This is a genomic window from Arsenophonus nasoniae DSM 15247, from assembly GCF_000429565.1.
Lineage (GTDB): Bacteria > Pseudomonadota > Gammaproteobacteria > Enterobacterales > Enterobacteriaceae > Arsenophonus > Arsenophonus nasoniae.
Genome location: NZ_AUCC01000082.1, coordinates 1 through 13,176, shown reverse-complemented (window position 1 = coordinate 13,176; position 13,176 = coordinate 1). Strand labels below are relative to the sequence as shown.

Annotated in this window: 15 protein-coding genes and 1 pseudogene; 14 read left to right on the top strand and 2 right to left on the bottom strand. The window is 41.4% G+C overall.

Annotated features, from left to right (window positions below; translation table 11 throughout):
- The 12 genes from G468_RS24480 to G468_RS0113620 all read left to right on the top strand — a co-directional run.
- Positions 1-289: hypothetical protein (locus G468_RS24480; protein ID WP_211229670.1), on the top strand; the 289-nt coding region annotated here is incomplete at its 5' end.
- Positions 213-2,108 carry a phage major capsid protein gene (locus G468_RS21040; protein WP_071846896.1) on the top strand — a complete coding sequence of 632 codons (1,896 nt, stop codon included), beginning with the start codon at positions 213-215 and terminating at the stop codon, positions 2,106-2,108. The genes G468_RS24480 and G468_RS21040, both read left to right, overlap by 77 nt.
- Positions 2,109-2,117: 9 nt before the next feature.
- Positions 2,118-3,380 carry a phage portal protein gene (locus tag G468_RS0113665; protein ID WP_081700687.1) on the top strand — a complete coding sequence of 421 codons (1,263 nt, stop codon included), beginning with the start codon at positions 2,118-2,120 and terminating at the stop codon, positions 3,378-3,380.
- Between the two features lie 154 nt (positions 3,381-3,534).
- Positions 3,535-3,819 carry a head-tail connector protein gene (locus G468_RS0113660; RefSeq protein ID WP_026823592.1) on the top strand — a complete coding sequence of 95 codons (285 nt, stop codon included), beginning with the start codon at positions 3,535-3,537 and terminating at the stop codon, positions 3,817-3,819.
- Positions 3,813-4,205, top strand: coding sequence for a phage head closure protein (locus tag G468_RS0113655; protein ID WP_026823591.1), 393 nt, complete (start codon positions 3,813-3,815; stop codon positions 4,203-4,205). The genes G468_RS0113660 and G468_RS0113655 overlap by 7 nt, the downstream gene beginning before the upstream one ends.
- Positions 4,192-4,668 (top strand): hypothetical protein, encoded by a 477-nt coding sequence (locus G468_RS0113650; protein ID WP_026823590.1) that lies wholly within the window; start codon positions 4,192-4,194, stop codon positions 4,666-4,668. The genes G468_RS0113655 and G468_RS0113650 overlap by 14 nt, the downstream gene beginning before the upstream one ends.
- Positions 4,665-5,195, top strand: a complete 531-nt coding sequence (locus tag G468_RS21035) for a phage tail terminator protein (protein WP_051297115.1) — start codon at positions 4,665-4,667, stop codon at positions 5,193-5,195. Before G468_RS0113650 ends, G468_RS21035 begins: the two co-directional genes overlap by 4 nt.
- Complete coding sequence (locus tag G468_RS0113640; protein WP_081700686.1) at positions 5,168-5,413, top strand: DUF2635 domain-containing protein; 246 nt, start codon at positions 5,168-5,170, stop codon at positions 5,411-5,413. Before G468_RS21035 ends, G468_RS0113640 begins: the two co-directional genes overlap by 28 nt.
- A complete protein-coding gene (locus G468_RS0113635) occupies positions 5,410-6,888 on the top strand; it encodes a phage tail sheath C-terminal domain-containing protein (RefSeq protein ID WP_026823588.1) in 1,479 nt (492 codons plus the stop codon). Before G468_RS0113640 ends, G468_RS0113635 begins: the two co-directional genes overlap by 4 nt.
- On the top strand, positions 6,888-7,244 hold the full coding sequence (locus G468_RS0113630) for a phage tail tube protein (RefSeq protein WP_026823587.1): 357 nt from the start codon (positions 6,888-6,890) through the stop codon (positions 7,242-7,244). Before G468_RS0113635 ends, G468_RS0113630 begins: the two co-directional genes overlap by 1 nt.
- Complete coding sequence (locus G468_RS0113625; protein WP_026823586.1) at positions 7,241-7,546, top strand: phage tail assembly protein; 306 nt, start codon at positions 7,241-7,243, stop codon at positions 7,544-7,546. The genes G468_RS0113630 and G468_RS0113625 overlap by 4 nt, the downstream gene beginning before the upstream one ends.
- A 102-nt stretch (positions 7,547-7,648) precedes the next feature.
- Positions 7,649-9,511 carry a phage tail tape measure protein gene (locus G468_RS0113620; RefSeq protein ID WP_026823585.1) on the top strand — a complete coding sequence of 621 codons (1,863 nt, stop codon included), beginning with the start codon at positions 7,649-7,651 and terminating at the stop codon, positions 9,509-9,511.
- 46 nt (positions 9,512-9,557) lie between these two features.
- Here G468_RS0113620 and G468_RS0113615 read toward each other — a convergent pair whose 3' ends face one another.
- Complete coding sequence (locus G468_RS0113615; protein WP_026823584.1) at positions 9,558-10,037, bottom strand: replication/maintenance protein RepL; 480 nt, start codon at positions 10,035-10,037, stop codon at positions 9,558-9,560.
- A gap of 456 nt (positions 10,038-10,493) precedes the next feature.
- Between G468_RS0113615 and G468_RS0113610 the strand changes: the two genes are divergently transcribed.
- Positions 10,494-11,777 (top strand): DNA circularization protein, encoded by a 1,284-nt coding sequence (locus G468_RS0113610; protein ID WP_026823583.1) that lies wholly within the window; start codon positions 10,494-10,496, stop codon positions 11,775-11,777.
- Positions 11,774-12,838, top strand: a complete 1,065-nt coding sequence (locus G468_RS0113605; protein WP_026823582.1) for a phage baseplate assembly protein — start codon at positions 11,774-11,776, stop codon at positions 12,836-12,838. Before G468_RS0113610 ends, G468_RS0113605 begins: the two co-directional genes overlap by 4 nt.
- Before the next feature lie 140 nt (positions 12,839-12,978).
- Here the strand turns inward: G468_RS0113605 and G468_RS24200 are convergent.
- A pseudogene (locus G468_RS24200) lies at positions 12,979-13,176 on the bottom strand (hypothetical protein); the annotation flags it as partial.

The following is a 13,176-nucleotide window of genomic DNA, read 5'->3' as shown; positions in this document are numbered from 1 at the left end:
TATTACCGCCAAAATGTTCACCTATTACCGCCAAAATGTTCACCTATTAACATCTAATCCCTTGAATTCCATAGGAAATTTAGGGTGTAAAACAAGAAGAAAAACAAGAAAAACATTATTAAAACAGCCCCAGCCTGTGGATAACTTTTTTTCACTTCCTAACAACCAATTCCTAGCCAAGAAGAAAAAAACTAAGGAGCCACTCAAAACCTATGCAAAAAGCATTTGGCATTATGCATATCAAATCTATCGACGAGGATTTAAGAGAAATTGTTGGGATCGCTACTAGCGCAACACCTGACAAACATAACGATATCGTTGAACCAGAAGGCGCAGTCTTTAATCTGCCAATCCCTTTGCTCTGGCAGCACGATAAAAATCAACCTATCGGTGAAGTCGTTGAAGCTGAACTATGCGATGAAGGGATACGTGTTAAAGCAAAAATCGCAAACATAGCCAGTGATGATAATTCTATTACTAAACGCCTGAATGACGCTTGGACATACATCAAGACAGGACTAGTGAAAGGCTTATCAATCGGCTTTTCGCCTATAAAATACGAAAGCATTGACAACGGAGGTTGTAAATTCCTCAAGTGGGCGTGGAACGAATTATCAGTTGTGACTGTTCCAGCAAATACAGAGGCAACAATACAACTCGTCAAATCATTACATGAAACAAATATTAAAACTATTGGAGCACCAAAATCAGTGAATATTTTTGAAGAAATCAAATCACTCAAAGCATCAAGAAGTGAAAAATCTAACATGTTGGAATCGATTATCACTATTACGAAAAACGAAGAGCGAAAATTTAACGAGGAAGAAAAACGCCAATTTGACGCACTTTCAACAGAGGTAAGCGACATTGACGAAGAACTGGTTAGATTAAATCGACTGGTAGAAATCAAAAAAACGGAAGCTGAGCCGATCCAACCGATGACAAGAACTCCGCAGAAAACAAAAGCCAGCTTGCCAAAAACGACCCTCTCATCTGAAAAAGAGAAAGGTATGCAGTTTGCACGATACGTAAAATGCCTAGCTGCATCACAAGGCAATCTAATGCAAGCGTGCGAAATAGCGAAGTCAAGCTATGCTCACAATCACGATTTACAAACGGTTTTGAAGGCTGCTGTATCGGCTGGTTCAACACTAAACCCAGCTTGGGCGGGTAATCTGGTTGAGTACCAACTCTTCACTGGTGACTTTATCGAGTTTTTAAGACCTCAAACTATTATTGGAAAATTCGGCACGTCAGGCATTCCATCGCTTCGCAAAGTGCCTTTCAATGTTCGCATTAACGCCCAAACCGCTGGAAGTTCTGGCTATTGGGTTGGAGAAGGGAAACCGACACCATTAACAACGGCTGGCTTTGACACTGTAAAACTTGGCTTTGCAAAAGTAGCAAATATTGCCGTTTTAACAGACGAGTTAGCACAGTATTCAGATCCGAGTGCTGAGTTGTTAATACGTGACTCACTCGCAAAAGCATTGATTGAACGAATAGACAAAGATTTTATCGATCCCCTTAAAGCTGAAATACTAAATATTTCGCCAGCTTCAATTACCAATCCAGCAAAAGGAGAAAAATCTAGCGGAGATCCTGACAAAGACATAGCTAAATTGATTGGAAAATTCCAGAAGGCAAATTTATCATTAAACGGCGCAGTTTGGATAATGTCGTCCATGACGGCGCTTTCGCTTTCACTTCTCAGAGCACCTACAGGCCAGTTTATGTATGATCGTTTAGGCTTAACAGGTGGCACGTTTCATGGCTTCCCAGTAATTACCTCTGAATACGTTGGAAACCTCTTGATTTTAGTTAAACCTGAGGAAATCTATTTAGCTGATGACGGAAACGTATTGATTGGTGCAAGTAGAGATACTTCACTGGAAATGAGCGATACGCCAAGCGAAGGTGGTTCGCCTCAACTGGTTTCGATGTTCCAAACCAACAGTATTGCAATACGTGCAGAACGCCAAATAAACTGGAAATTACGCCGTCCGGAAGCTGTTGCCTATCTGACAGATGTTGATTACAGCAAATTTAAACCAACATTTTTTTCTGTTGAAATGAAAACAGAAAAACCAGCAAAAACCACAGATTAAGGCAAAGATATGTTGAACTGGATCAAGAAATCTTTCACACGATCTGAAGCTGCAACTCACTTCTGGCGCATTGGTGGGCGCTCCCTAGGTCATCACGAGCCTCAAAAATTCTTTGCGGTTTTTTCTTGTGTGAGTTTGATTGCCTCAGATATTGGCAAGATGCCGTTAAAAATAAAACGTCTTTCACCTTCTGGCGTGCTGGTTGACACAAAAAAACACGAAAGATATAGCAAATTGCTGTCTCGTCCCAATACGCTACAAACTCGCAATCAATTCTTTGAGGCTTGGTTGTCTTCTTTGCTATTACATGGCAACACCTATGTCTTGATTGAGAAGAATAATAACAATATTCAATCATTGAAAATTCTTGATCCAAAGCTGGTTGTGCCAAAAATCACGCCTGACGGTGAATTGCTTTACGATTTAAACATTGATCATGTAGCTGGTATCAAGACCCCGATTACCGTTGATCATACTGTAATCATTCACGACAGAATCAATAGTCTATTCAATCCGCTATTGGGGGTATCCCCTTTGTATTCGGGTAGTCTTGCAGCAAAACAAGGTTTATGTATGCAAGAAGATTCCAAGACTTTCTTCGAGAATGGAAGCAACCCGAGTGCAATACTTCAACTCAAAGGTGAATTAAACAAACAGCAACTCCAAGACGCAAAAGAGATGTGGGAGCAGCAAACAACGAAGCAAAACATCGGTAAAACCGTTGTTATTCCGCATAACATTGAGCATAAGGCAATCTCTATTAACGCTGCTGATGCTGAAATGATTGAGCAATTGGTAATGAGTGCTAAAGTTGTTTGTTCAGTCTTTCATGTACCACCATATAAAATTGGGTTGGAAAGTCCGCCGAGTCATAGTGCAGAGTTGGATAATCAATACTACGCGCAGTGTTTACAGCCTAGGCTAGAGGCCATTGAGACGTTGCTTGCTCAAGCGTTTGGCTTTGACCAAAATTATTGCGTCAATTTTGATCTTAATGCGCTATTGCGAATGGATGCGAAAGCTCGCTATGAAACCTTAAGCGCGGGTGTGCGAGGCGGTTGGTTAAAAATCAACGAAGCCCGAGCCAAAGAAAACTTACCCCCTGTTGCTGGCGGTGATTCGCCTTATTTGCAGCAACAAAACTATTCTTTATCGGCTTTGGCAAAGCGAGATGCACAAGAAAATCCGTTTGAAAGATTATATAGCTCAAAAAACACACAACCAGAAGTTGTTGAGGTAAAAAATCAATCCAAAAGTGCAAATGACAGTTAAACCCTCATTCATAAATCGATTTTAAGGCGCCTAGAAAGCCCGTAGAGCGATTTTCTTAATATAACCTATAAATTCGTACCGCTTAAAAATTTGAAGCGCTCTAAATCGCTTACAGAGCGTTTTTATTTTTTTGCGGTTAAAAGGAGTTCCAAGTATGCAATTTGTATCGCTAGAAGAAGCGAAAAGACATTTGCGAATCAATCACGAATACGACAACGAAGACTTACTCATCAAAATTAAGGCAGCCAGCGAACGAATTGCAGAATATATCGATGCTAAAGCAGATAGAGAAAGTTTTTTAGTGAAGGCCGCTACACTACAACTGGTTAACCTGATGTACGAAGATCGAGAAGGAATTTCTGACGTTTGGCTAGCTGAACGTTTACCTAATTCAGTGACTTCGCTACTCGCTACAATGAGAGCGGTGACAATATGTTGATAAAGCGACTCACTAAATCTCAAAAATTCCCAAAGACGAGCGAGTTAAACAAACTGGTGCTCTTTCACAAACGAAGAGATAAACCTCGTGGTGATATATCCGTAGAGGCGGATAATAAAAATAGTAAGCATGTCTGGGCGAAGATCGTTCAAGTCAGTGACTTTTGGAAATTGACCGCTACGCAACTCAACAAAGACATAACGCATCAGATTATTACTCGATATCGAGGGGATCTCTACGTCTGTACTGAAGCTATTTGTGACGGAGTAACTTATTCGATTCGTGGTGTACTTGATATCGGCGGAGCAGAAAGATTCTTGTCTTTTTCGTGTAAAGAAATCAAAGAAAATAAAGAGGAAAAGAAAAAAGTCTATGGCTATCAATGAAATATATAATGTTCATGTCGATTTTACTCAACCAAAAGGTTTTGTATTCAATCGAAGAAAATTGCGCCGTTATTTTCATGAAGTGGGCGAAAAACACACTCAACTTTCACGCAATCTCATTGCTCATCGGGGCGGACGATCTAAGGCTGGCGAATATCCTCACTGGCAAACAGGTAGATTAGCCCACTCTATAGGCCATTTCACGCCAAAAGCAACCACAAAAAGACCCGGACTTTTAGTCAAAATTGCACCCAATCAAAAGCGAGGAAAAGGAGTAAAGCCGATTGTAGGGGACTTTTATCCGCAGTTTTTGAATTACGGGGCGAAACGTGGAGGCAAAACGGTTCTAGCACCCCGTAAAAACTATATCTATCAAGCGATGAGACGACTTGAATCGTGGACTCAGCGAACACTGGTGAGCGGATTAAAGGCATCTCTTGAGATTAAGAGGATTAACGATTGAAATTAAGCATTATTATCAAGGCGTTAAGAGACTTCTGCCCCATTTTTGAAAGGCGAGTGTACGGATTGGGACAATATGCAAATTTGCCTGATATTGGCAGATTGGATTTACCCGCAGCTTATGTACTTCCAGCCGAGGATGAGGTAGGAGAACAGCGATCTCAAAACGATTACAGGCAGAGACTAAAGGAAAATTTTTACGTTGCGGTTGTCGTCGAAAACAAAGATTACATCGGTCAACCCGAATTTGACGAATTTCATCATGTAAGGAGCGAAGTGTGGAAAGCGTTACTTGGCTGGCAACCAGAACCCTATTACGGCGGTATTACTTACGCTGGCTTTGAGGAAGCTAATTCAACACTCGAAGAATGCCACTATTTGCTCAAGTTTTCTGTTGAAACAGAAATATCACCCGAAGATACCAGGCAAGCGATTGAGTTATCGAAATTACCCCCACTGAACACAATCAAGATCAAATCAGAATTGCAGGAAACCCAAATATGTCTTACCAACGACTATGGTTCGTGAAGCCAAAAGATAATCGCCTCGTTCCCGTCCCTTATTATCCAGATGATCCACTCATGCTCCTACCGGAAGAGGGGATGTGGATTAAGGAAAATCAATACTGGCGGAACAGAAGAGACGATGGAGATATCAAAATTTTGGATATAAGAGATCCCGATAATCCAGTGAGAAAGCAACCGAAAACAACCGATAAAACGGATAAAAAAGTGAGTGAAGAATGAGTATCAGCTTTAATCAAATTCCAGAGTCAACCAGCGTACCGTTGTTTTACGCGGAGATGGACAACAGCGCGGCAAATACAACGCAAGATAGCGCACCAACGTTAATTATTGGTCACGCCTTGCCAGACGCAAAAATAGCACTTAATACACCCGTTATAATGCCTTCATCGTCACTTGCAGAAGAACAAGCCGGAGCTGGGAGCCAACTTGCTCGTATGGTACAAGCCTACAGGAAAATCGATCCAGTAGGTGAATTACACGTTATTGCAACGCAAGAAGGCGCAGGAAATGCAGCGAGTGCAAAAATTACCATCAGCGGAGAAGCTAAAGAAGGCGGTATGATTTATCTGTATATCGGCAATCAACGCATCTCTTCGCCTATCAGCAAATCTGACTCTGCAAATGAAATTGCCACCGCATTAGGATCAGCAATAACCAAACAACAAAACTTACCCGTTAATGCTGGAGTGACGGCAGAAATTATTACCCTGACAGCAAAGAACAAAGGCGCTACAGGCAATGATATTCCGCTATGCCTCAATTATTTCACTGGAGAAAAAACGCCCCACGGTTTGAACGTGACTATTGAAGAGATGAGAGGGGGAACAGGTTCACCGGATGTCGATAGCGTTTTAAAGAGTATGAGCGATAGCCCGTTTGATTTTATCGGCACGCCTTTTTTTGATGTGAACTTTGTGAAAAAAATGGCTGATGCCATGCAATCTCGATGGGATCCGTCTCAACAACTGTTTGGCCACTTATTCACTGGCAAGAAAGGTTCATTATCAGAACTTATTGATTTAACAAAAGATTTTAATTTCCCTCACCTATCTATTGCTGGCTACGAAAAAGAAACGCAAACATCAATTGATGAGTTGGTAGCTATGCGACTGGCTCGTTGTTCTGTCTTTTTGAGAAGCGATCCAGCAAGACCAACACAAACAGGACAACTATCTGGTGCCTTGCCAGCACCCGCAGGAAAACGGTTTACATTAACAGAGCAAGAATCACTGCTATCTCACGGCATATCTACAGCAAAAGCGGAAAATGGTTCGCTATTGATTCAGCGTGATGTCACTACTTATACAAAAAATAACTATGGCACAAAGGATAACAGTTATCAGGATGTTGAGACGTTATACACAAGTGCAATGATTGTGAGGAAATTGAAGGCGATAATCACAAGCAAGTACCCAAGACATAAACTCGCTAATGACGGAACAAAATTTGGTGCTGGTCAGGCGATTGTGACTCCGGCGGTGATTCGAGCAGAATTATGCGCCGTGTATTTGCAACTAGAAAATCAGGGAATTGTTGAAAATTTTGAGGAATTTAAAAAACATTTGATAGTTGAACGCAATAAAGATAATCCGAATCGCCTTGACGTGCTATTCCCTCCTGACTATGTGAATCAATTGCGAATATTTACGCTGATTAATCAATTTAGACTGCAATACAACGAGGATAATCAATAATGCAAATGGTCGCAGGAACATGTTATTTTAAGGTTGATGGTGAGCAGTTGGCAGTAGAAGGCGGAATCGAAGTCCCTCTTAACACCGTCGTTCGAGAGTCTATCATCGGCTCAGCTGGCGAAGTTTTTTTCAAAGAAACTCACCGCGCACCTTATGTCAAAGTAAAAGCCATTTTTCCAAAAAACTTCCCGATTAATAAAATCACAACAAATACATCAATGACAATCACCGCAGAACTTGCTAATGGAACGGTTTATGTCTTGGCTAGCGCTTCTCTTGTTGGTGAAGCCAATCACAATACGGAAGACGGTACGGTTGAACTTGAATTCAACGGCGAAGAAGGATTCTATCAATGAAAACAATCACACTAAGCAAAGCAATTAATGTTCATGGTGAAAAAGTGAGCGTGTTGGAAATTAATGAACCCACGTTTGATCAGGTAGAAAAATACGGCATTCCTTTTAGTTACTCTGAACGAGGCGATATGCGATTAGATACTCGTTCAGCCCTGTCTTATCTTCCTGAACTAGCGAGTATTCCTCGCTCCTCCGCACAACAGATAGCACTCCATGATTTGTTTATCGCCACAATGACAATCGTCGGTTTTTTTACCAGTGCCCAGAGCTTGTCAGTCTCAGAAGACGATTCTACAACGTAGCATGGTTCTGGCGATTAAATCCTCTCGAATTACGCCATCATCCTTTGAGTAAATTCTTTGATTTAGAAATTGAGGCGGTTCGCATCAATAAGGAACAGTATAGTGGCTAACAGTATTGAGCTAAAAGCAATTATCACCGCCGTTGATAAACTCTCCGCCCCACTTAAGGGGATGAAAAAACAAATAAAGTCATTCAAGAAAGAATTTAGCGCTGGAATGGCTGGCGCAGCGGCATTAGGTACTAGTGTTGTTACGGCAATGATCGCCCCCATTAAGCAAGCGATAGATTTTGAATCAACGATGGCGGATGTTCGCAAGGTGGTTGATTTTGATACGCCGGAGCAGTTTAAACAGATGTCAGAAGAGGTATTGAAACTGTCTACAAAATTACCGATGGCAGCGGATGGAATCGGGCAGATTGTAGCAGCAGGGGGGCAGGCTGGAATAGCGAAAGAAGAGTTAATGTCATTTGCGGAATCCGCCGTTAAGATGGGAGTTGCCTTTGATCAGACGGCTAAGCAGTCAGGGCAGATGATGGCAGAATGGCGTACCGCATTCAAGTTAACCCAAAATAGTGTGATTGAATTGGCGGATAAAATTAATTACCTAAGCAACACTACTCCAGCTAGCGCGCAGAAGATTTCTGACATCGTGACTCGCGTTGGTTCATTGGCTGAAACTGCTGGGGTATCTACAGGCGATCTGGCTGCTCTGGGTGCTACTATTGGTGGGATGGGGGTTGAAGCTGAGGTGGCAGGAACGGGAATACAGAATTTTATGTTGGCACTGACGAATGCCTCCACTTCTCGTGCAAAAAACGTTCTCAAAGCAATAGGCATGACACCAAAGCAGCTATCAAAAGGTATGGTTAAAGACTCTCGCGCTACTATGATCAAGGTGCTGGAAGGCTTGAGTAAATTACCCAAGGATAAACAGGCTAAGGGGCTAGAGTGGCTATTTGGAAGGGAATCCATCAAGGCAATTGCACCACTGCTGACTAATTTGGATTTACTTAAGTCAAATTTTTCTAAGGTGGCTGACAAGCAGAAATACAGTGGCTCCATGCAAAAAGAATATGCTACTCGTGCAGCCACAACCGCAAATGCGATACAACTGTTTAAAAACCAAATGCAGGTTGCTAGCGTTACCATCGGTTCAGAGTTTCTACCAGCAATAACCAGAACAACAGAGAAATTAATGCCATTGATTAATCGTTTTAGTGAGTGGGCTAAGACGCATAAAGAGGCCATTAAATCTTTTGCCAAGATGGGACTTTATTTGCTTGGAACAGCAACAGCGGTAGGGGTTGTTACCCGTGCATTTAGAATTTTTAATGGTGTTATGAAAATGTCTCCGCTCGGAAAACTTGTCACTCTGATGGTGGTTGCAGGTGGGCTTATTGTCGATAATTGGGAAGCCGTCAGCCCCGTTGTAAAAGCGGTTTGGAGCGATATTGACGGAGTCGTTGAGGCGATAGGTGGTTGGGAAACCGTGCTTAAAGGTATTTTGGCCTTTGTCGTCTTAAAATGGTCTGTCGATATGGTGAAATCGATTAGGAATGTTACTAGTGAGATGAAGAAACTCACGGGAACCAAAGGCATTCTAGGAAAAGCGGGGGTTATTGGTGCGATATCAATGGGCGTTGAGCCACTTGTCGACAAAGGGATCAATGCCTTTTTTGGCGGTAGTGAATGGTTTCAGAACATTAGAACCGCTAGAGATTGGGGTGAATTTGGTCGTTCTATTATAGGGAATAGCCACCTAGTTAAAGATGACAAGGGCGATTGGCAATTCCAAAAAACACCCCAAAACACCTTTGATTCAATAGGCAAAAATGAACCTATAGATGGTGAGGTCAGACTTATCTTTGAAAACGCACCACAGGGTATGCGCTTAGCTCCAGAAGGCAATCCCCCTTCTTGGCTGAGTTATGATGTTGGCTATAATCGCTTCGCTAGAAAGTGACTATGTAAATTTACAAAAATTTAGCGTTAAAACGAAGATAATATAATTAATCTATACTTTTTCCTTTCAAAGTCCTCTCACCTTTTTTGGAATAATTAATTTCAAGTTTAAAGCCACATCTTCGCTTGTAAATATCGTGCCAATCACCTTTAGCAAATAGATTCGGATTCATTTCATACTCACAATACCCCGATTTTTTAATGATGCCAGAGGCTACTAGATCACTAATTTTATTTCTGACAGTAGTTTCTTTTAATCCAGTTTTAACAGCTATTCTTTCTCTAGTTCCTTTTGTTATTGTAACAATCCCATCGTAATCAATTTTAGTTACAAGCTCATATAAAACATTTTGAGAACCAGCGCTTATTCCGACAATTTTTGACAAATCATCAATATACATTTTGACGTATGCAGGCTCTTTAGGAAATCTAAGAACTGAAACATCCTCAATAGTTTTAACCTCTCCTGTTTCAAAATTTGTATGCACTGTTTTTGTTGAAGTTATAACTCTTTTAGAATTACTCATTTTTAATGCGCCTTTGTCACTAGATTTAATGACAATAAATTTAGTTGAATATTCAGTTTTGTCAATAAATAAAGTGCTAGTTTGTCACTGTCACAGTGATATTTTGTCACTCTCACAGTGACAGTTTGTCACGCTCACAGTGATAAATATAGGCTATAAGCCTTGTCATTACTGGCTTCCCTATATCTATTATATTTAGTAGCGGTGAAGGAGCGAAGCGACTGAATCGCCTAGCAGACTGTCAGACAACAACAAAATCCCAAGGTCAAAACACCAGAAACACCGCTAGCCAAGAAAAGAAAAAAAACAAAAAAAATCTTTTCAAAATTTAACTCCCACCGCTCGCCGGAGGCTGTGACCGAACGAAGTGAGCGAACAGACGAGGAAGCGGAATATCACCCGAATTGTCAGAGAAACATGGTTACTCTCTGCAACAAAAAGGAGTATTGATAATTGATGTATAACAACTGGAAAGATAGGCTACAACAAGCCTCTTTTCGTGGTGTGCCATTTCAGGTTGAAAACGACGAAGGCACGTTTGGGAGGCGCGTACAGGTTCACGAATACCCGAATCGGGATAAGCCGTATACAGAAGATTTAGGACGAGCAACTAGGCGGTTTACTATCAACGCTTATCTCATTGGTGATGATTTTTTTGAGGCCAGAGATAGGCTCATTGTCGCTATTGATACCGCAGGAGTAGGCACACTGGTACATCCTTACTACGGTGAAATCAAAGTCTGTATAGACGGTGAAGTACGAGTGAGTCATAGCGGACGTGAAGGTAGAATGTGTCGCGTCAGTTTTAACGTCGTTGAGGCTGGTGAGCTATCCTTTCCAACCTCTGGTATAGCTACCAGTCAAACACTCATCTCTTCAAATTCCGCATTGAATGATCGAATTGGCGAAGCCTTCTCAGATTTTGGATTAAAAGGCTTGCCCGATTTTGCACAGTCAGGAGTATTGGAACGCACAAAGTCAATAATAAGCAACGTGACAAAAACCTTTGATACGATTGATAGCGGAATATCTAGAGCTTCTCACTTGCTACAAGGTGACATATCAGGGATTTTAAAGGCTGGCTCTTCTGGAAAATGGTTAGTCGAGGCGATACAACGCATGTGGAGATCAGGGCGACGAACCTCTCAAAATGCCTCTACACTGGCTCAGCAAATTAAAGCGATATCCGGTATCACTATGGATAATAATTTAGCGCCTCGTGGTGTTTGGAAAAGCGATAGACCGAGTGTTAAAACAGAAAGGATAAAAAGCAATCAAATTGCAGCAATTTTCCGTACAACAGCTATACACGAAGCAACGAGTAGATTAACACAACTACCATCACCTAAAACAACAACTCAACCTTCACATCCGGCTCTCCAGAAACAAGAAAAAAACAACGAATCGATTACATCTGTTACGTCTGTCACGTGGGAAGTTTTAGTGTCAATGCGTGAGATACTTAATCAATCTATAGATCGTGAACAGACGTTGACTAGCGATGATCAACTTTTTCTTGCTTTGCAACAAGTGAAAACTGATGTTAATCGGGATATTGCAACAAGGCTAGCTCAGGTTGAAAAAACAATCACTCGTACACCTGATACAGTGCAACCCGCGTTAGTTTTAGCTGCCAACTGGTATGATAATGCAGCAAGAGAAAGCGATATTACCAGCAGAAACACGATTAAACATTCCGGCTTTATCCCTGTGCAACCCTTAAGAGTACCCGTAAGATGACTGATTATGTGATATTGCGTGTTAACGGGAGAGAATGGAGTGGCTGGACTCGTGTGCAAGTTTCCGCTGGAATTGAGCGATTATCGCGTGATTTTAATGTAGAAATAACACGTCAGTGGCCTAGCAGTTCAGAAAACACATCCTTGCAGCCAAGAATCAAAAAAGGTGAACTTGTAGAAGTTCTTATTGGCGAGGAAAAAGTGTTAACGGGATGGGTTGAAGCAACACCTATCCGATATGACGCAAAGAATATCCAAGTTGGTATCAGTGGACGTAGTAAAACCGCTGATTTGATTGATTGCGTCGCCCCTTCGACTGAATTCACGGGAAAAACACTTGTTCAAATCGCTACACAATTAGCAAAACCTTTCGAGATAAAGGTAATCGACAAAGGCGCACCCAGTAACCCTCTTCAACCCCTACAAGCTGATCCATGCGAAACGGTACATCAAGTACTTAACAAAGCGCTAGGAAGTCAACAGGCGCTTGCGTGGGATGATGATGAAGGAAATCTATTAATCGGTACTGTGGGCAATGATAAAGCGACAACCGCACTAGTTCTTGGTGAAAATATACTTAGCTGTGATACAGAGCAAAGCATACGTGATCGCTTTTCTGAATATCAAGTCTCTGGTCAACGAGCAAGTGATGATGACGATTTTGGAGAGGCTACATTAACGGCAATACGAGCTAGAGCGAAAGACAGCAAAATAACACGCTATCGCCCTCAACATATTCAACAATCGGGCAATGCAACCATTAGTAGTTGTCGTGCAAGAAGTGAGTTTGAAGCGAAACAACGTGCAGCCAGAACAGAAGAAACTACCTATACGGTACAAGGCTGGAGGCAAGGTGACGGTAAACTATGGAAACCTAATCAACGAGTCATTGTGTTTGATCCAGTTTTGGGCTTCAACAATCGAGAACTCGTTATCGCAGAAGTTGTTTATACGCAAGATGAAAACGGGACTTTATGCGAGTTACGTGTAGCACCAGAAGCGGCCTATATTCCACCTTTAGAAGAGCTAAAAGAGCCAAATAATGATGACGAAAGCTGGTAGGCTGACTTCTCAAAAAAAGAATAAATTTATATCAATTTTTACCCAATTTGAGAAAAATATGAGCTTAAATAAGAAATTTTGCTATTTTTATCTCTAATTGAAACAAAATTAACCCCAGTTTGGTAATTAAATGAGATTAATTAGAGAAATTTCAGGGCTGCTATAGTGAGTCCAAATAATGTAACCATCAGTCCCCCAAGTTTAAAAAGCAAATCTTTGCTTAACATACTAATATCCTTACGGACATCTAGTATTTGAGCTTCAACTTTTTCAAAACGATGATCCATATCCTTGCGAACATTAGCTATCTCAGCAGATAAGTCTTTGCGAACGTCAGC

Coding starts and splice junctions, on each gene's coding strand:
- G468_RS21040 (WP_071846896.1), top strand. CDS start 213: ATGCAAAAAGCATTTGGCATTATGCATATCAAATCTATCGACGAGGAT.
- G468_RS0113665 (WP_081700687.1), top strand. CDS start 2,118: ATGTTGAACTGGATCAAGAAATCTTTCACACGATCTGAAGCTGCAACT.
- G468_RS0113660 (WP_026823592.1), top strand. CDS start 3,535: ATGCAATTTGTATCGCTAGAAGAAGCGAAAAGACATTTGCGAATCAAT.
- G468_RS0113655 (WP_026823591.1), top strand. CDS start 3,813: ATGTTGATAAAGCGACTCACTAAATCTCAAAAATTCCCAAAGACGAGC.
- G468_RS0113650 (WP_026823590.1), top strand. CDS start 4,192: ATGGCTATCAATGAAATATATAATGTTCATGTCGATTTTACTCAACCA.
- G468_RS0113640 (WP_081700686.1), top strand. CDS start 5,168: ATGTCTTACCAACGACTATGGTTCGTGAAGCCAAAAGATAATCGCCTC.
- G468_RS0113635 (WP_026823588.1), top strand. CDS start 5,410: ATGAGTATCAGCTTTAATCAAATTCCAGAGTCAACCAGCGTACCGTTG.
- G468_RS0113630 (WP_026823587.1), top strand. CDS start 6,888: ATGCAAATGGTCGCAGGAACATGTTATTTTAAGGTTGATGGTGAGCAG.
- G468_RS0113625 (WP_026823586.1), top strand. CDS start 7,241: ATGAAAACAATCACACTAAGCAAAGCAATTAATGTTCATGGTGAAAAA.
- G468_RS0113615 (WP_026823584.1), bottom strand. CDS start 10,037: ATGAGTAATTCTAAAAGAGTTATAACTTCAACAAAAACAGTGCATACA.
- G468_RS0113610 (WP_026823583.1), top strand. CDS start 10,494: ATGTATAACAACTGGAAAGATAGGCTACAACAAGCCTCTTTTCGTGGT.
- G468_RS0113605 (WP_026823582.1), top strand. CDS start 11,774: ATGACTGATTATGTGATATTGCGTGTTAACGGGAGAGAATGGAGTGGC.